Raw genomic sequence first — 18929 nt, forward strand, 5'->3', positions numbered from 1 at the left:
GGCATTCCGGCCCCCGGCTACGGCAGCGCTTCGCCTCCGCCGCCCATTGGGCTCGGGCGCTGCTAGCTGAGCTTCTTAGCGATCAGCTGGTTGACCTGCGCGGGGTCTGCCTTGCCCTTGGTGGCCTTCATGACGGCGCCGACAATCGCACCGGTGACCTTCTTGTTGCCCGCGCGGTACTTTTCGACGATGTCCGGGTTTGCAGCCAGGGCCTCGTCGACTGCCGCTTCGATGGCGCCGTCATCGCGCACAACTTCCAGGCCGCGCGCTGCGACGACCTCGTCGACGTCGCCTTCGCCCGCCAAGACTCCGTCGACTGCTTGACGTGCAAGCTTGGTGGTGAGCTTGCCTTCGTTTACTAGTGACGCCACCCGCGCCACCTGAGTCGGCGTGATGTCGAGACCGGTAAGTTCCACGCCTTGTTCGTTTGCCTTGCCTGCGAGGTAGGAGACCCACCAGGAGCGAGCTTCGTCGGGCTTGGCGCCTGCTTCGACGGTGTCGACCACTAGATCCAGGGCGCCGGCGTTGACGAGGTCGCGCATTTCCTCGTCCTTCAGGCCCCACTCCTCCTGGATGCGGGCGCGGCGGATCCACGGCATTTCCGGCAGGGTGGAGCGGATCTCTTCGACCCACTCGGCGGGTGCGAGTACGGGCGGCAGGTCCGGGTCGTTGAAGTAGCGGTAGTCCGCCATGGTTTCCTTCGGGCGTCCCTTGGAGGTGGTGCCGTCAGTTTCCTGGTAGTGGCGAGTTTCCTGAACGATCTCCACGTCGTTGACGAGGCAAGCTGCCTGGCGCTGCATTTCAAATCGCACGGCTTGCTCGACGGACTTCAGAGAGTTGATGTTCTTCGTTTCGGTGCGCGTGCCGTATTCGGTGGTGCCGACGGGGCGCAGGGACAGGTTGGAGTCCACGCGCATGGAGCCTTGGTCCATGCGTGCGTCGGATACTCCGAGTGCCTTGACGAGGTCACGCAGTGCGGAGACGTATGCCTTCGCAACTTCTGGTGCGCGTTCGCCGGCGCCCTCGATGGGCTTGGTAACGATCTCGATCAGTGGCACGCCTGCGCGGTTGCAGTCCACCAGGGATGCGGTGGCTCCGTGGATGCGGCCGTCTGCACCGCCGAGGTGGGTCAGCTTGCCGGTGTCTTCTTCCATGTGCGCGCGCTCAATCTCCACGCGCCATTCGGTGCCGTCCTCCAGCACGACGTCCAGGTATCCGTCGTAGGCGATGGGCTCGTCGTACTGGGAGATCTGGTAGTTCTTCGGCTGGTCTGGGTAGAAGTAGTTCTTGCGTGCGAAGCGGGACTTCGGAGCAATCTCGCAGTTCAGTGCCAGGCCGATCTTGATGGCCCATTCCACGCCCAGCTTGTTTACGACTGGCAGCGCGCCTGGCAGGCCGAGGCTGCATGGGTCGACGTTGCTGTTTGGTGCGTCGCCGAATTCCGCGGAAGACGTGGAGAACATTTTCGTCTTCGTGGCGAGTTCGACGTGAACTTCCATGCCCATTACCGGGTCGAAGCGCTCCAGCACTTCGTCGAAGTCCATCACATCATCGGAGTAATCGTAGACAGGCGCAGTCATGCCAGCCATCTTAATACGTCCCCGTATTCGTGTGGCGTTAGGGTCGCTGGGCGTCCACGATCGCCCGCTCACGCCGCGCGCCTGCGGCCGCCCGCTCACGCCGCGCGCCCGCCACGCCCTGCCTTTGGGTGCCCGGCAGCTCCCAACGCGTCCGCACCGCCACCGCGCCAACGCAGCAGCACGTCAACGCAGCCGCACCTCCGCGCACCTCTCTCGCATTTCAGCGCGCCAATGTCCACCTACGGCCCTTCTTTGGCCACTCCAACGTCTCCCAGGGCGGTCGCGCGCCTGAGCGGTTCCCCGTGTCCCGGCGCCCCCGGCGGTTCCCCGTGTCCCGGCGCCCCCGGCGGCAGCCAGGTGACGCGCCCGCCTTCGCGCGCCATCCGCCCGCGGCCGCGTTGCCCGTTCACGCCATTGTGATACGGACACAAAAGTGTCATGTTCTCGAGGTTTGTTTCTCCGCCTTTCGCAAATTCCTGCAGGTGGTGAACTTGGCATTCACTCGCCGGACGCCCACATCCCGGCCAGGCGCACCGCGTCGTTTCGGCTTCCAGCATTCGGCGCTGTTTTGATGACGCCAACCGCTTCACCCTGTACAAATTCACCGGTCCTCGCTCCGGGGCTATCAGCGTGATGCAATCTCCATCATTCAGCATCACGCCTGCCGCCCCGGCCGCCTCCGCAACAACTGCCACACCGACTGAACTCGCAGTAAGCGCCGCTTCCGCCGTAGCGGCCGCACCGGCCGCGCCCTCCGCGCGGGCCGCGTCGGCTGGACTCGCATTAAGCGCCGGCCCCGCCATAGTGGGCACACCGGCCACGCCTGCTACCTCGGCCGCACCAGCTGCCTCCGCCGTAGCGGCCGCACCGGCCGCGCCCTGCGCGCCGGCCGAGCCTGCCGAGGCGCTGCCGGCCACCCCGGCCGAGCCTGCCGAGGTGCTATCTGCCCCGGCCGCGTCGGCGATTGAAGCGTCGGCAATTGGCGTGGATAGCTGGCGGGGAAACACAGCGTCTTCTAAACGGCGGGCGACGTATTCCGCCCCGGTGAAGACGGCACCGTTGGTGGCCCGCAGCTCAATCTCATCCCCTTGGCCGCTGAGTACCTGAATGTAGTCATCCAGGCTGACCACGACATTGGTGGTCAGCGTGCTGCGTTGAATGGTTCGATTCTCCGTGAGCCACGCCAGTGGATCCAGGCGTGCGGACTCCCAAATCTCCGACATGCGGTGCGACGGCCCCGTGAACTGGATGGTGGTCTTCGTGCCGTGCATGATCCGGCGTCCTCCGTCGTCGGGCACCCGCGGCCCCTGCATTTCGCGCCGCAGTTGCGTCGCCCGGCGCGAAATGGCCGCATAATCTCCAGCGGTATTGCATAGCGCTTCGGTAAACACGTAACGCTGTTTGATCCCCAGCGTCCGTGCCCGCTCGGCGATCAGTATCAGCACATCCAGACCGTGCCCGTTGCGCTGGGCGGCTTCCAGCGCCCGCTTTTTATAGCGCGAGTACGCCGCCCCGGAGAAGTGTTCCGCGGCCCGCGCCACGCTCCGCGCATACTCGCGTTCCAACGGCAGCTGCTCGGCGGGCTTGCCCATGGCTTCTGTCAGCAGCTCCACGCCGTGGCGCTGCGCGTCCGCCACTTGACGCTTGAGCTCCGCGAGCTGCTGCAACTTATCCATGCCCCGAACGCTAAACCATGCGCAAAATTTCTGCCCCGCCCCACGCGACCACCTGTGGATAACTCGCCCTCTTCGCAAGCGTTCTCCACAGGCTTTTCAATTCCCTCTTGACAATTCTCCGCCAGGCATGCTGTACCGCATTTCAGCACCGCCCGGCGCTGGCTTAACGTCAGCCACACAGCGCGCCCTGCCTGTGGCGCTTGGCTCTCTCGCCAGTGCGCCGCGCCAGGCTGCTCGCGCGTCTCCGCCGCCCTGCACCTTTGCTGCGCCGCCTCACGGCGTCCGCGGCGTCCTCGGCGTCCGCGGCGTCCGCTAGCCGAACAGCGAGCGCGCCGTTTCGTAGCGCCTCTCAGGAACTTCCTTCAGCGTGCCGACGGCCTCTTCAAAGTCGATCAGCTCGATGCTGCCGCCCTTCAGTGCAACGACCTTGCCGAACTCTCCCCGGATGGCGGCCTTGGTGGCATTCACGGCAAAGCGAGTTGCCAGCACGCGGTCAAACGCCGTGGGAGTTCCGCCGCGCTGGATGTGCCCCAGCACGGTGGAACGCACGTCGGTGTCCAGGCGGTTTTCGATCTCCTTGGCAATCAGCGCGGACATGTCTTGGAATTTCTCGTGGCCGAACTGGTCCACTTCGCGTTCGGCAACATCCAGGGTCCCTTCCTTCGGCAGTGCGCCTTCGGCAACGACGATGATGCCGTACTTCTCCCCCAGCTGGAATCGGCGGGCCATCCGGCGGCAGACATCGTCGATGTCGAACGGGAACTCCGGGATCAGGATTTCGTGCGCGCCGCCGGCCATGCCCGCGTGTAGAGCGATCCAACCGACGTGGCGGCCCATGACTTCCACGATCATCACGCGGTCGTGCGATTCGGCGGTGGTGTGCAGGCGATCGATGGCGTCGGTGGCGACGGCGACGGCGGTGTCAAAGCCGAAGGTGTAGTCGGTTCCGTTGACGTCATTGTCAATGGTCTTCGGCACGCCGACAACCGGCACGCCGTTGTCGTGCAGGAAGCGCGCGCCCTTAAGGGTGCCTTCGCCGCCGATTGGGATCAGGGCGTCAATGCCTGCATCCGCGAGATTGGCTTTGACGCGGTCGATGCCGGCCATGAAGTCGTCGGGGTGTAGGCGTCCGGTGCCGAGGATGGTGCCTCCGCGGCGCAGGATCCGGTCGATGAAGTCGTCGTCGTACAGTTGCACGCGGCGGTCTTCCAGCAGTCCCTGCCAGCCGTCTTCAAATCCGACGACGGTATGGCCTTCCCCGGCCGCTGTCCGCACGATGCCTCGGATGACGGCGTTCAATCCTGGGCAGTCTCCACCACTGGTCAAGGTCGCAATACGCATGTTTTAAAGTTTAGCGATACCCCGCGGGATCTGCCGGGCGGGATGTTTTCGCGACGGTTTCGGGGGTTTTGCTGGTCTCTACTGGTCTTTTTTCCGGTCTTTTTGTCTTTATTATTGACGCCTACTCGTCTCCGCGGCTGCCCTGTGGCCGAGCCATGGCGGAGGCCACTGCGCCTAGCATCAGCATGATCACCGCGGGCAGCAGGGAGTCGCCGAAGGCCTGGGGGCCGACGGCGCTGACGCGCGCTTGGACGACGGCGGCGATAACGGCGGCTCCGGTGACGGCGCCGAGTTGGCGGGTGGCGTTGTACATTCCAGAGCCGGCGCCGGCGAACTGGGGCGGCAGGTCGCGCAGGGTCGTGGTGGAGTTCGGAGCCCAGACGAAGGAGTTTCCGAATCCGAGGATCACGAAAGCCCCGATCATCATCCACAATGGCCGCTCTGGCCGCATGGAGAACACCAGCGCGGCCACGCCCACAGCCATCAGGCAGAACCCGAGGACAGCGAAGCGCCTGGGTTCGTAGCGGTCGACCAGCCGGCCGACGAACGGCGCCATAATTCCAGCGATGATGGCCATGGGCGTCACTACGAAGGAGGCTTTCATCGGGCTGAAGAGGTGGACTTCCTGCAGGTACATCATCACTGGCACCATCATGCCGGCGACGGTGAAGCCCATGGTGAAGATGGATGCGTTGCCGAATGCGAAATGGTGGCGTGCGAACAGCGCAATCGGCACGAGCGCGCTGCCTGCGGGCAGGCGGGATTGCAGCCAGACGAAGGCCACCAGCAGCGCCACGCCTCCGAACAGCAGTCCCCAGATCCACGGCGCCCAGCCGGCGGGGTCGCCTTCTTGGATGCCGTAGATCACCATCGTCATCGCCACCATGGAAAGCAGGATCGACGGCACGTTGATGCGTTCCTCGGTCGGCTGGAACCGCGGTACCCAGCGGGCGACCATCACCACGGATAGCACACCGATGGGTACGTTGATGAAGAACACCCACTGCCAGGTTGCGTATTGGGTGATGAGGCCTCCGAGCAGTGGCCCGGCGAGCGTGGAGATTCCCGCCGTGGCACCCCAGATGCCCAGTGCTGCCCCGCGCTTGTCGCGCGGGAAGATGCGGTTGATCACGCTCATGGTCTGGGGCGTCAATAAAGATCCGCCAATACCTTGCACGGCGCGGGCGGCGATCAGCGTTTCGATGCTGCCGGCCAGTCCGCAGGCAAGCGACGAGAGCGTGAAGATCGTCATGCCCGCGATATAGAGGTTCTTCGGGCCGAAACGGTCGCCGAGCCGGCCGGTGACCATCAGAGGCACCGCGAACGCCAGCAGGTAGGCGCTGGTGACCCACAGCACTTGGCCGTAGTCGGCGTGCAGGTCGGCTTGGAATGCGGGCGTGGCGACGGCGACGATCGTTTGATCCAGCAGGATCATGAAAAAGCCGATGCACAGCGCCACGAGGGCGCGCCATGCCTGCGGCAGCGGGAGCGGCAGCGCGGGGTAACGCCCGTCGCTCAGCTGATCCCGACGGCCCTGCTGGCTCTGCCGGCGCATTTGCGCACGGCTCTGGGGCTGAGCTGAATTCATTAGAGGGAGTCTACTGCCGCCCGGATGGCGGGCAAACTGGCCTTAAATTCCGGCATCAGTGGTAGTTCTTCCAGCTGGTCGATGGGTTGCCACAGTAGCTCCAGTGATTCAGCGGTCGGGTGCAGTTCCAGGTGTTCGGAGCAGGTGGCCAGGACGGTGGTGTACGTCCACTCGTTGATTTCCGGGTTTTCGTATTGCCACCAGAATGTGCCGCCGAGTCCGAAGATTCCGTGGGCGTTCAGCGAGGCGTCGAGGCTAGGGTGTCGGACGGGGAAATCCTGCAGGGCCTTGCGGGGGTCTCCGCTGCGTTCGACCATTGTCTCGATGTCGGCGAAGAGGTGCCACTCATCGTCGCGGACGGGCAGGCGACAGTACGCAACCTTGACGGGCACGGTGGAGGTGACGATTTCTCGGTGTACCTTTACCGATGACGCCCCCACGCCCGTCTCTTCCCACGTTTCGCGGAGGGCGCCGTCGGTGGGTGATTCGCCGACGTCGATGGCGCCGCCGGGCAGAGCCCAGGTGCCGCCGCGGTTGGTCCACTTGGCGCGGTGCTGCATCAGGACGTGGCGGTCGTCGGTGACGAGGAACAGTCCTGCCGCGCCGAGGACTCCCCAGCGTCGGGACCCGTCGGGGTCTTCGACGAAACCGTCGCCTGTGTAAAGTTCGGGAATTTTACCCATATCCCCCACCATACGCGGATCCCCGGCCTCCGCCGCCGGCCGCCCGGGCCTGAACATTTCAGCGCCCCGACCTCGGCAAAACTATGCGGCTGGGTAACCGCAAGGCCAGACCGACCGCCTTGCCCGCCAACTCTGGGGACGCCAGACCGGCTGCGGGTGAGCCGGCCGAGGGGCTCCCCTACCCCGCCAGTTCAGGGTCAGCCAGCTATGTGTGGCCGATTAGTCGCGGCCGGCTTCGAAGGCCGCGCCTACGCGGTACAGGCGGTCGTCGCCGTGCGCCGGCCCCATGATCTGCAGGCCGGTCGGCAGGCCGGAGTCGCTAGCGAAGCCACCCGGCACGGACATGCCGCACACGCCAGCCAGGTTCAGCGGCAGGGTGAACAGGTCAAACATGTACATTGCCAGCGGGTCGTCGACCTTCTCGCCCAGCTTGAAGGCGGTGGACGGCGTCACTGGCGCGACGATCGCGTCGACCTGCTCGTAGGCCTTGGCGAAGTCCTGAGAGATCAGGTTGCGCACGCGTTGAGCCTGCAAGTAGTAGGCGTCGTAGTAGCCGACGGACAGGGCGTAGGTGCCCAGCATGATGCGGCGCTTGACCTCCGGGCCGAAGCCTTCGGCGCGGGTCATGCTCATCACCTGGTCGGCGGAGCGGGTGCCGTCGTCTCCGCGGCGCTGGCCGTAGCGCATGCCGTCAAAGCGGGCCAGGTTGGAGCTGACCTCACAGGGCAGAATCAGGTAGTAGGCGTTCAGCGCGTGGTCGAAGTTCGGGCAGTCGACCTCCACCAGCTCAGCGCCCTGGGACTTCAGCTGCTCCAGGTTGGCGTGGTAGGTCTCCAGCACGCCCGGCTGGAAGGCCTCGGCCCGCTCGAACTGCTTAACCACACCCAGCTTCACGCCGCTCAAGTCTCCAGAGGCGCCCTGCTTCGCAGCGTCGACAACCGGCGCGACGGCGTGGGAGGAGGAGGTCGAGTCGTTGGCGTCATGCCCCGCAATAACCTCGTGCAGCAGCGCGGTATCCAGAACCGTGCGCGCCGTCGGGCCACCCTGGTCCAGCGAGGAGGCGCAAGCCACCAGGCCGTAGCGGGAAACGGTGCCGTAGGTCGGCTTCACGCCAACGGTGTTGGTCAGTGCGGCGGGCTGGCGGATGGAGCCACCCGTGTCCGTGCCGATGGCCAGCGGAGCCATGCCGGCGGCCAGCGCTGCAGAGGAGCCACCGCCGGAGCCGCCTGGCGTGCGCTCCAGGTCGTAGGGGTTCTTCGTCGGGCCGTAGGCGGAGTTCTCGGTGGAGGAGCCCATGGCGAACTCGTCCATGTTCGTCTTGCCCAGGATCGGGATGCCAGCGGCGCGCAGACGCATGGTGACGGTCGCGTCGTAGGGGCTCATGTAACCCTCCAGCATCTTGGAGGCACACGTGGTCGGCGCGTCGGTGGTGGTGAAGACGTCCTTCAGCGCCAGCGGCACGCCGGCCAGCTTGCTGGTCGGCTGATCGCCGGCGGCCAGTGCGTCGTCAACGTTGGAGGCCGCCGCCAACGCTTCGTCGGCGCCGACGTGGAGGAATGCGTGGATGTCGCCGTCAACCTCACCGATGCGGTCCAGGTGGGCCTGCGTAACTTCCTGGGAGCTGATCTCGCGCGCGTGGATCTTCTCCGCCAGTTCGGCGGCGGTCCAGGTGGTGAAGTCCGAGTCGTCCCGGGAACCGACGATGTACTTGTTCTCAGCCATGAGTGTTCCTACAGTTCCTTTGGTTCTTTAAGTTCTTTAGTTCTTTAAAGCTTGGAGTTCTAAACGTTCGTTGCTCTAGCGGTCTTTTAGCTTTGTGACGCCACCCGCGACAGCTGTGCCGCAGCCCCAGTGACGCTAGCGTTCCTCTGAGGCTGGCCTAGTCAGCGAGGATCTGCGGCACCTCGAAGCGCTGCTCGCTCTGCTTCGGCGCCTGATCCAGAGCCTGCTCTGCGGTGAGGCTCGGAACGACCACATCTTCACGCATCACGGCGACATCACCGTCAACGTTCTGAGTGGGGTGGCTCAACGGCTCAACACCTTCGGTGTCTACCTTCCCGATCGCGGCCACGTGATCGACGATCCCGTCGATCTGAACTGCGTATTCATCCAATTCCTGCTCCCCCAGGTCCAGGCGAGCCAGGCGGGCCAGGTGGGCAACATCTTCGCGCGAAATCTCAGACATGGGTTCTACTCTAGCCAAGGCAAGTAGCCCCCGTGGACTTCAGGTGGCGCTAGTATCGGTGCCATGTCTTTCCTTATGCGTGTGCGTATGCCCGATACCCCCGGCTCCCTCGGCCTGCTGGCCATGGCACTGGGGACTGTCGGCGGTGACATTCGCGGTGTGGATATTGTCGGACGCCCAGAGCAGGATGAGCCCGACTTCGTCATGGACGACATTGTCGTCTCCTTGCCGTCTGGGCATCTGCCCGACAGCCTGATCACGGCCACGCAGGAGCTCGAGGGTTTCTATGTCGACTCGATTCGACCCTTTTCAGGTTCTATCGACCGACGCGGCCAGATTCAGATGCTGTCCGGGGTGGCGGAGAAGCGGCGTCACAAAGAAAAGGCGCTAGAGATCATGATGCAGGACCTGCCGCGCTCCATGACGGCAGGCTGGGCGGTCGTGCTGGATACGTTGCCGCGGACTCACCGGGTGGCGGCCTCCCCTGCCGCGCCGGAAGACAACGGGAAGGAGCTGGATCACCCGCCGCTGGACGAGGCGCGCGTGCTGAACCCAGAGCGCGAGGATTGGATCCCCGAGAACTGGGCGGTCATGGATTCTGCGCTGGCGGGCACGCTGATCGAGGGCACGAGCCTGCTGCTGATCATCGGGCGCCCGGGTGGGCCGGACTTTCTGCTCAGTGAGGTTGAGCATTTGCGCCAGCTCGGAGCGATCTTCGGCGCATTCTTCAGCTAACGCTGCGTTATGCCACACGCCAGTGCGCCGCAGCTCCGCGCGTACAGCATCGGCCCGGTGCGCCGCCCCGCGGCCGGCATTCCCGGCGCCCCGCTACTTATTCGGCGCTGATGAAAAAGTCGTAGGCCGGGCTGTCCGTCACGTCCGTGGCGTGATAGCCGAGCTGCTGCAGGTGCTCCTGGAATTCCGCGTCGCCGGAGACGTCCTCGAAAGCCGCCAGCACGCGACCGTGGTCCATGCCGAAACTGCGGTAGTGGAAGCCCGTGATGTTCCAGCGGGTTCCCAGGACTTCCAGGAAGTGCAGCAGGGCTCCCGGGTTTTCGGGGAACTCGAAGCTGTAGGCGGTTTCGTCGACGTGCTGGCCGGGGGTGCCGCCGATCATGTAGCGGACGTGTTCCTTCGCCACGTCGTCGTCGGACAGGTCGACCACGCCGTAGCCTGCCTCGCGGAGGTCTTCGGCGATGGCCTTGCGCTCGTCTTCGCCGTTTTTGAGCTTGACGCCCACGAAAATGCGGGCGGGCTTTTCCCCGTCGCGCTGGCCGACTCGGTAGCTGAATTCTGTGACGGCACGGTGGCCGAGGATTTTGCAGAACTCGAGGAAGGCTCCCTCGCGTTCGGGGATGCTCACGCCGAAGATGCCTTCGCCGCCCTCGCCGATCTCCGCGCGTTCGGAGACATAGCGCAGGGAGTGGAAGTTCACGTTCGCGCCGGACAGTACGTGTGCCAGGGTCTCCCCTTCGACCTGGTGGGTGGCGGCGTAGCGCTTCAAGCCTGCCAGGGCGACAGCGCCGGCTGGCTCGGCGATGGCGCGTGTGTCGTCGAAGATGTCCTTGATGGCGGCACTGATCTCGTCGGAGCTGACGGTGATGACGTCGTCGAGGTACTCGCGGCAGACTCGGAAGGTTTCGCTGCCGATCTGCTTGACGGCCACGCCTTCTGCGAAGAGGCTGACGTGGTCGAGGGCCACGGGGTGTCCGGCGGCGAGTGCGTGGGTGAGGCAGGCGGATTCTTCGGGCTCCACTCCGATGACCTGGATGTTGGGGTCTAGTTCTTTGAGAAGCACGGAGACTCCGGCGGCCAGTCCGCCGCCGCCGACCTGCACGAAAACGCGGTCTACGTCGGGGCGGGATTGGAAGATTTCCAGCCCGGCGGTGCCTTGGCCGGCGATGACGGCTTCGTCGTCGAAGGGGGCGACCCACACCATGCCCTCAACCTCGGAGAGTTCCATGGCCTTGGCTTTGGCTTCGTCGAAGTTTGCGCCGTGCAGCAGCACTTCCCCGCCGAAGCTGCGGACGGCGTCGATTTTGATGCTGGGTGTCACTTCCGGCATGACGATGACGGTACGGACGCCGAGTTCCGTGCCGGAGAGCGCTACGCCCTGGGCGTGGTTTCCAGCGGAGGCGGCGACGACTCCGCGGGCGCGCTCGTCGTCCGTGAGCTGGGACATGCGGTTGAACGCGCCGCGGATCTTGAAGCTGTGCACGGGCTGCAGGTCTTCGCGCTTGACCAACACTTCGTTGCCGATGCGCTTGGACAGCGTTTCCATGTTTTCGAGTGGCGTGTTCGTGGCCACGCGGTAGACGGGGGCGGAGACGATCTTCTTCAGATATTCCGCGCCGGAGATGGCCTCCGTGCCTGCGGTGGAATCAGCACCGGCGGTGGCTCCTGCACCAAACGTGGTTCCAGCACCGGCGGTGGTTGCAGCTGCGGTGGTCTCCGTGCCGGCGTTTTCTTCCGTGTTTGGGACTTGCCCTGCCGGGGCGTTCTCCTCGCTTACGGGACGTGAAGCTTCGTGTGACATGCGCTTCAGTATAGTCCTGCCGGTGATCCCCCTTACGCGGCAGTCCCCCGCTGCCGCGCCGGGCTCGACGCGCACTCGCCCGGGCCGCGGTCTCCGCCGCCGCCCGGCGGCCACCGTCAGCGGCCGGACATGCCCAGCGGCCACTGCGCGCTTGCCCGGGCCACGATCCCGCCACCCGCCGGGCTATTGCTGACGGTAATCGTCCAGGTTTACCTGCGGGGTGGGCTGCAGGTGTGCCGTAGCGGGGTTCTTCACCGACGGGTACTTGAGGTCGACGTTGTGGTCGTCCCCGGCATCCACGTACGGATCTTCACCGTTCAGCACGCGCTTGACCTGCTCCTTGTCGACGGTGTGTGTCCACTTGCCGACCAGCAGGGTGGCCACTGCGTTGCCGGAGAAGTTGGTCAGCGCACGAGCTTCGGACATGAAGCGGTCGATGCCGACGATGATGTCCACGCCGCCCAACAGCTCCGGGCGGTGGGACTGCAGGCCAGCGGCCAGCGTGGCGATACCCGCACCGGACACGCCCGCCGCTCCCTTGGAGGCGATGATCATGAACACCAGCAGGCTGATCTGGTCGCCGAGTCCCATGTGGACGTTCATGGCGTCCGAGATGAAGATGGCGGCCATAGTCAGGTAGATGGCAGTACCGTCCAGGTTGAAGGAGTAACCCGTCGGCACGACGATGCCGACCGTGGACTTGTCCACACCGATGTGCTCCATCTTGCGCATCAGGTTCGGCAGTGCAGACTCCGAGGAGCTGGTGGCGAAGATCAGCAGGTACTCGCGGCCCAAGTACTTCACCAGCTTGAAGATGTTGAACCCCGTGAATACCCGCAGGATCAGACCCAGGATGCCGAACACGAAGATCACACAGGTGATGTAGAAGCCGAGGATCAGCACGCCCAGCTGCAGAACGGCCTTGATGCCCGTGCCGCCGACTACACCTGCCATGGCGCCGAAGGCGCCGATCGGTGCAAGCCACAGGATCCAGGACAGGATCTTGAATACCAGCTTCTGCAGCGTGGCTACGAAGCTGAGGATCGGCTCGCCGGCCTTACCCATCGATTGCGTGGCGAAGCCCACCAGTAGGGCAATGAAAAGCACCTGCAGAATCTGGCCGCTGGTAAAGGCGCTGAAGAAGGTGTCCGGGACAATCCCCTGGACGAAGCCCACCAGGCCTTCGGCCTCCTGCTCTTCGCCGTTTCCGAAGGTGTTGCTTCCGCCGGTGCTCAGGTTCAGGCCATCGCCTGGCTGCAGGATGTTGCCGACAACCAGGCCCACTGCGAGGGCGAAGGTGGACATCGTAACGAAGTATGTCAGTGCCAGGCCGCCTGCTTTACCTACTGACGCCGCAGACCTCACCGAGCCAATTCCCAGCACGATCGTGCAGAAGATCACCGGTGCGATGATCATCTTGATCAGGCTGACATAGGTGGTGCCCAGCTCTTTAAACCCCTTGGCTGTATCTGGCGCCACGAGGCCAAAGATGATGCCGGCGATCACGGCGATGATCACGCCGATGTATAGCCAGTGGGTGTTGTCTTTCTTCTCCCTTTTAGACTCCGCGATCTGCGGAGCAGAAGCGACGGCGTAACCAGGAGCGGCCTGCTTCTCCTGGGAGCTCTGTCCGGCTGGAGCTTGTCCTGCCGAATGCTGTTCAGAGCCGTGCTGCCCACTTGTGTGTTGTGCAGCTGAGCGCTCGTCAGCTGAGTGTTGCCCAGCTCCGCTGAGTTCAGCGCCATTGTGCCCTGCGCCCTGGGGATTGCTTTTATCGTCCATGATCCCTAGTGCCCCATTTCGGTGTATTCAGATGTTTTCTGTACTCAGCTGTCTTCTTCAGGCGTCTGCCTTCTTCAGGGGTCGGCCTTGTTGAAGCATCTACTTTCTGGAAGCGTTGGCTCCCATCCCCTGCTGCGCCAGTGAATTCCCTTCGAGCTCGGTTGGAGACCCAGTGGGCGTCAATAAAAACGTCAGTGAGCAGCAGAGGGGAAGAACCTCTACACCTTTATTCTGCTCCTAGGGGGAGATAAGAAACAAATGGGCGCTGCGATAGGTTTTCTTAAAACTATTCGGCGAGCGGCCACGCGGTGTTGACCTGCACGTTCTTGCCTTTTTTCTGAAACCACTCTTGCAGTCCCTTCTGGGACTCGTAGAACCACGTGGCCTGCGAAAGCATCAGTTCATCTGCTGACATCTGTGTCACCTCGGGATACTTGCGCGCCAGCATCCACGCCACACGGGCGGCAGCCACCGCATCTGCCGTCGCCTCGTGGGCGTTGTCCAAATTCACGCCGTAGTGCTGGCACACGCTTTCCAAGGTGCGCTTGCCCTTGCGGTACTGATCCTTTGCCCTATCAACCACATAGGGATCGAATACGGGGCCGTCGACAGTGAAGCTAGGCTCCAAGGCGCGCAGAACGCTGAGGTCATAGGCGGCGTTGTAGACGATCAGCGTGGCGCCGGAGCGCCATGCCTCCCGGATGCCCTCGATGGTTTTGGCCAGCACTTCTCCATGATCCTGGCCGTGCTCGCGGGCGTATTCAGTAGTGATGCCGTGGACGTCGGAGGCCTGCTGGGGAATCTCCACGCCGGGATCGGCGAGCATCTCGATGTCGTTCCGCTCGCGCCCCTTGATGGTCACGAGTGCGCTGGTGACGATGCGGGCGGTCTTCGGGTCTACTCCAGTGGTTTCCAGGTCGAAGCTCAGCATGTGTGCCGGGTCAAAATGCGGTGCAGTCATGCTGACTACTTTATAGGCGCCCCCGGACACCCCTCGTTATCGTTCAAAACAGTACGTTCTTCATGCGGGTCAGGGCTTTGTTTCCTAGTATTTTCTACACAACAAAATTCTTTTATCGGGAACTTTTTCCGCGCTGGGAACATTACGCGCCCGCGTTGCGTCCCACCCTTGTAAAACAAAACCTCGCAGTACTTAGAAAGGCGCTGATCCCCCTTGCACCCCGCTAGCCACGCCCCCAAGGCCAGAGCGAAACAAACAAAACCCTGGCGCCTCACCCTCGCGCTACTCGCCTTCCTCACCATCATCACCCTCCTGCCCATCCTCGCCGTCAACGCCAACGCCGAAGACGACAACAACGGAGACGAACAAGGCAGCGGGAATAACGACGACAGCAAAGTAGCCGTCGTCCTCGACGCCTCCGACTCCATGGCCGAAAAAGACACCGGCGACGGCGGCACTCGCATGGACGCCGCCAAAAAAGCAGCCAACGACACCATCGACACCCTCGCCGATTCAGCCCAAACCGCAGTCATCGCCTACGGCTCCGAAGAATCCAACGCCCCCGACAACCGCGACAAAGGCTGCCAAGACATCACCACCCTCGCCTCCCTCGGCAACAACAAGCCCGAAGACCTCAAGGACAAAATCAACGGTCTAGAACCCAAGGGCTACACCCCCATCGGCAACGCCATCAAAAAGGCCGCCGAGGAACTCGGCAGTTCCGGCAAGCGCAACATCATCCTCGTCTCCGACGGCATCGACACCTGCGCCCCACCACCAGTCTGCGACGTCGCCGAAGACATCGCCGGCGACGGCATCGACCTAGCCATCCACACCGTCGGATTCAAAGTCGACGACAAAGCCCAAAAAGAACTCGAATGCATCTCCGACGTCTCCGGCGGCACCTACACCTCCGCAGACGACACCGAAGCACTCACCGAAGCCCTCACCGACGCCGCCCAACGCGTCGCCGGCAACTACGAATCCGCAGGCACCCCAGTCCAACTAGCAGACAACGCCACCGACGGGTTCTACCTCGGCGAAGGCCTCTACCAAAGCACCCTGCCCATTAACCAAGAAAGCGGAGAAGACGGCGACGACAAGTGGTTCAGCATCAGCGTCCCCGAAGGCAAGAAGGCTAGAATTTCCGCTAACCTCGTACCAACTGGGTTCGAGGGCGGTGATGACGTTTATTACGGCATCCGGGTGGAATACAAGAACGACAGCTGCAGCGACGAGGGCGGTGGCTACTCCTCGAGCACAAACTGGCCGGATCCGCCTGAAGGCCAATCAACGACGATCGAACCCGCCGAAGACTGCGATCCCACCAAATACCGAGTGAAGCTCAACAGTGTTGGTTCACCATCCACCGGTGAGCTTCCAGTCGAAATCATGATCGGGTTTGAGCCCCAAGTCGATGGCTCTGAAGCCGGTCCGGAAAACGATCGCGAAATTCCGGAAGGCGACGACAAGGATAAAGTCAAGGTGCCGAGCACCTCCCCGAAGCCGACTCCCGGCGGCAACTCCTACAACGATGCAACCGAAATCACTCCGGGCACTGTATCCGACACACTCGTCCCCGGTGAGACGAAGTTCTACCGCATGAACGTCGACTGGGGCCAGCGCCCCCTCGCAGAAGTCGAGTTCGACAAGAAAAACACGGATAAATACCGCGGTGGTGAAATCCACATCGCTTCCCCTCGCCGCACAATAACCTCGAACCCTTGGTCCGAATCTCTGGACGAAGACGTTCCCGTCACCGCACGTGCTGTGGGAACGCCGTACGTTTTCTACCGCAACCGCGAACAAAATGCGGCGCATCAGGAAGCTGCGGATGCTGGCCAATGGTACGTCATGGTCACCCTCGATGGAGGCAAAGACAACGGAATGCAAGCTAAAGACATCGAGTTCCGTCTGTCCACCGCTTTGGAAGGCAACAAGGTCGATGGACCGGAGTGGCGTCAGCCTCTAGAGCCCGGACCGGCACCCACCCCCGAGCCGCCAGGAACCAACGACGACGGCAACGGCGACGCGAAGGGCAGCAACTCTAGCGACGACGAGTCCGACGCCCAGGCCAAGGACATCGACAATGCCTCCCAGAGCAACACGATTCTGTACATCGGCCTGGGAATCCTGGCCCTCATTCTGATCGCAGCAGTGGCGGTTTACTTCACCGCCGTCCGCCGTAAGTAGCACCAGCTGTTACGGCTGCGGCTGCAACCACAGCGGCAGCAGCCGCAGAGACAGCCTCCAACGGCACAAAGCGCAGAGCCTCGCCACACTATTGGCGAGGCTCTGTTCGTGTTTCGGGGCTTGTGTCCCCACACCGGGGGGATGCCGTCCCGCATTTGTACGAAAAAGAGAATGCTTTTCATGCGGGTCAGAGCTTTGTTTCCTAATATTCTCTTCACCACAATTTTTCTCAGCGGGGAACTTTTTCCGCGCTGGGAACATTACGCGCCCGCGTTGCGTCCCACCCTTGTAAAACAAAACCTCGCAGTACTTAGAAAGGCGCTGATCCCCCTTGCACCCCGCTAGCCACGCCCCCAAGGCCAGAGCGAAACAAACAAAACCCTGGCGCCTCACCCTCGCGCTACTCGCCTTCCTCACCATCATCACCCTCCTGCCCATCCTCGCCGTCAACGCCAACGCCGAAGACGACAACAACGGAGACGAACAAGGCAGCGGGAATAACGACGACAGCAAAGTAGCCGTCGTCCTCGACGCCTCCGACTCCATGGCCGAAAAAGACACCGGCGACGGCGGCACTCGCATGGACGCCGCCAAAAAAGCAGCCAACGACACCATCGACACCCTCGCCGATTCAGCCCAAACCGCAGTCATCGCCTACGGCTCCGAAGAATCCAACGCCCCCGACAACCGCGACAAAGGCTGCCAAGACATCACCACCCTCGCTTCCCTCGGCAACAACAAGCCCGAAGACCTCGAGGACAAGATCAACGGTCTAGAACCCAAGGGCTACACCCCCATCGGCAACGCCATCAAAAAGGCCGCTGATGAACTCGGCAGTTCCGGCAAGCGCAACATCATCCTCGTCTCCGACGGCATCGACACCTGCGCCCCACCACCAGTCTGCGACGTCGCCGAAGACATCGCCGGCGACGGCATCGACCTAGCCATCCACACCGTCGGATTCAAAGTCGACGACAAAGCCCAAAAAGAACTCGAATGCATCTCCGACGTCTCCGGCGGCACCTACACCTCCGCAGACGACACCGAAGCACTCACCGAAGCCCTCACCGACGCCGCCCAACGCGTCGCCGGCAACTACGAATCCGCAGGCACCCCAGTCCAACTCGCCGACAACGCCACCGACGGGTTCTACCTCGGCGAAGGCCTCTACCAAAGCACCCTGCCTTCCCCTAAGGGATCCAACAAGGACGGCGACGATAGATGGTTCAGCATCAGCGTCCCCGAAGGCAAGAAGGCGCAGGTAACTGCAAACCTGGTTCCCGTTGGCTTCGAGGGCGGCGACCACATCTACTACAACGTCGACGTCGAATATAAGAACGACAGCTGCAGCGACAAGGGCTCCGGCCACTACAACGGCTCCAATTGGCCCGGCCCGCCAGAAGCGGAGACCGTCACTATCGAACCGGATGAGGACTGCGACCCGACGAAGTATCGCGTGAAGCTGAACCACTCCGGCACCGAAATTGACCACGACCTGCCGGTTGAAATCATGGTCGGGTTCGCGCCTCAGGTCGACGGCGCCGATGCCGGTCCGGAAAACGATCGCGAAACCCCGAAGGGCAAGGACAAAGACGAGGTCAAGGTGCCGAGCACCTCCCCGAAGCCGACTCCCGGCGGCACGTCCTACAACAACGCAACCGAGATCACCCCGGGCACGGTATCCGACACCCTGGTCCCCGGCGAAACGAAGTTCTACCGCATGAACGTCGACTGGGGCCAGCGCCCCCTCGCAGAAGTCGAGTTCGACAAGAAGAACACGGACGATTCCCGTAACGGCGACATTTACGTGGCGTCGCCGCGCCGCGAAGTCACGTCAGAGCAGACAATTCGGACCCTCGACAAGGATGTCCCCACCACCGCACGTGCTGTGGGTACGCCGTACGTTTTCTACCGCAACCGCGAAGAAAGCGCGGCCCATCAGGAAGCTGCGGACGCTGGCCAGTGGTACGTCATGGTCACTCTCGAGGGCTACAAGGACAACGGAAAGCAAGCTAAGGACATCGAGTTCCGCCTGTCCACTGCGGTGGAAGGCAACAAGGTCGATGGACCGGAGTGGCGTCAAACTCTAGAGCCCGGACCGGCACCCACCCCCGAGCCGCCAGGAACCAGTGACGACGGCAACGACGGACTGGAGAACAACGGAAACTCCAACGACGACGAGTCCGACGCCCAAGCCAAGGACATCGACAACGCCTCCCAGAGCAACACGATCCTATACATCGGCTTGGGTGTCCTAGTCCTCATCCTGCTCGCCGCCGTAGCCGTCTACTTCACCGCAGTCCGCCGCAAGTAGCGGCTCAGCCTCCGCGAAGTCCGGAACTAGAAAGGGCTGATTCCCCTTGCTCCCCGCCCATTCGGTGCCCAAGGCTCACGCCACTCAACC

13 protein-coding genes are annotated in these 18929 nt (G+C 63.1%); 3 read left to right on the forward strand and 10 right to left on the reverse strand.

The window, feature by feature from the left end:
* Positions 1 to 62: 62 nt before the first annotated feature.
* The 7 genes from gatB to gatC all read right to left on the reverse strand — a co-directional run bounded on the left by gatB (position 63) and on the right by gatC (position 9053).
* Positions 63 to 1589: an Asp-tRNA(Asn)/Glu-tRNA(Gln) amidotransferase subunit GatB gene (gatB, locus tag L8V00_RS03810; protein ID WP_420840023.1), complete on the reverse strand. Its 1527-nt coding sequence runs from the start codon at positions 1587 to 1589 to the stop codon at positions 63 to 65.
* Positions 1590 to 1819: 230 nt separating this feature from the next.
* Positions 1820 to 3256 carry an HNH endonuclease signature motif containing protein gene (locus L8V00_RS03815; protein WP_269944261.1) on the reverse strand — a complete coding sequence of 479 codons (1437 nt, stop codon included), beginning with the start codon at positions 3254 to 3256 and terminating at the stop codon, positions 1820 to 1822.
* A 312-nt stretch (positions 3257 to 3568) separates the two neighbouring features.
* Positions 3569 to 4597: an ATP-dependent 6-phosphofructokinase gene (locus L8V00_RS03820; RefSeq protein WP_035003488.1), complete on the reverse strand. Its 1029-nt coding sequence runs from the start codon at positions 4595 to 4597 to the stop codon at positions 3569 to 3571.
* A gap of 121 nt (positions 4598 to 4718) precedes the next feature.
* Positions 4719 to 6152 carry a DHA2 family efflux MFS transporter permease subunit gene (locus tag L8V00_RS03825; RefSeq protein WP_269944400.1) on the reverse strand — a complete coding sequence of 478 codons (1434 nt, stop codon included), beginning with the start codon at positions 6150 to 6152 and terminating at the stop codon, positions 4719 to 4721.
* Positions 6153 to 6184: 32 nt separating this feature from the next.
* The gene (locus L8V00_RS03830; RefSeq protein ID WP_239317677.1) at positions 6185 to 6868 is read right to left on the reverse strand and encodes an NUDIX domain-containing protein; all 684 of its coding nucleotides are present in this window, start codon (positions 6866 to 6868) and stop codon (positions 6185 to 6187) included.
* 219 nt (positions 6869 to 7087) lie between these two features.
* A complete protein-coding gene (gatA, locus tag L8V00_RS03835; protein WP_269944262.1) occupies positions 7088 to 8590 on the reverse strand; it encodes an Asp-tRNA(Asn)/Glu-tRNA(Gln) amidotransferase subunit GatA in 1503 nt (500 codons plus the stop codon).
* Positions 8591 to 8747: 157 nt separating this feature from the next.
* Positions 8748 to 9053: an Asp-tRNA(Asn)/Glu-tRNA(Gln) amidotransferase subunit GatC gene (gene gatC / locus L8V00_RS03840; protein ID WP_035003499.1), complete on the reverse strand. Its 306-nt coding sequence runs from the start codon at positions 9051 to 9053 to the stop codon at positions 8748 to 8750.
* Positions 9054 to 9116: 63 nt separating this feature from the next.
* Between gatC and L8V00_RS03845 the strand changes: the two genes are divergently transcribed.
* A complete protein-coding gene (locus L8V00_RS03845) occupies positions 9117 to 9788 on the forward strand; it encodes an ACT domain-containing protein (protein ID WP_269944263.1) in 672 nt (223 codons plus the stop codon).
* Between the two features lie 97 nt (positions 9789 to 9885).
* Here the strand turns inward: L8V00_RS03845 and ilvA are convergent, their stop codons facing one another.
* The 3 genes from ilvA to L8V00_RS03860 all read right to left on the reverse strand — a co-directional run bounded on the left by ilvA (position 9886) and on the right by L8V00_RS03860 (position 14332).
* Positions 9886 to 11589 carry a threonine ammonia-lyase, biosynthetic gene (ilvA, locus tag L8V00_RS03850; RefSeq protein WP_269944264.1) on the reverse strand — a complete coding sequence of 568 codons (1704 nt, stop codon included), beginning with the start codon at positions 11587 to 11589 and terminating at the stop codon, positions 9886 to 9888.
* Positions 11590 to 11772: 183 nt separating this feature from the next.
* Positions 11773 to 13371, reverse strand: coding sequence for a cation:dicarboxylate symporter family transporter (locus tag L8V00_RS03855; protein WP_269944265.1), 1599 nt, complete (start codon positions 13369 to 13371; stop codon positions 11773 to 11775).
* A gap of 286 nt (positions 13372 to 13657) precedes the next feature.
* Positions 13658 to 14332: a 3'-5' exonuclease gene (locus tag L8V00_RS03860; protein WP_049049745.1), complete on the reverse strand. Its 675-nt coding sequence runs from the start codon at positions 14330 to 14332 to the stop codon at positions 13658 to 13660.
* 213 nt (positions 14333 to 14545) lie between these two features.
* Between L8V00_RS03860 and L8V00_RS03865 the strand changes: the two genes are divergently transcribed.
* Positions 14546 to 16525: a vWA domain-containing protein gene (locus L8V00_RS03865; RefSeq protein ID WP_269944266.1), complete on the forward strand. Its 1980-nt coding sequence runs from the start codon at positions 14546 to 14548 to the stop codon at positions 16523 to 16525.
* A 331-nt stretch (positions 16526 to 16856) separates the two neighbouring features.
* Positions 16857 to 18839 (forward strand): vWA domain-containing protein, encoded by a 1983-nt coding sequence (locus tag L8V00_RS03870; protein ID WP_269944267.1) that lies wholly within the window; start codon positions 16857 to 16859, stop codon positions 18837 to 18839.
* Positions 18840 to 18929 lie beyond the last annotated feature (90 nt).

This window comes from Corynebacterium evansiae (assembly GCF_027570065.1).
In the GTDB taxonomy this organism is placed as follows: Bacteria; Actinomycetota; Actinomycetes; order Mycobacteriales; family Mycobacteriaceae; genus Corynebacterium; species Corynebacterium evansiae.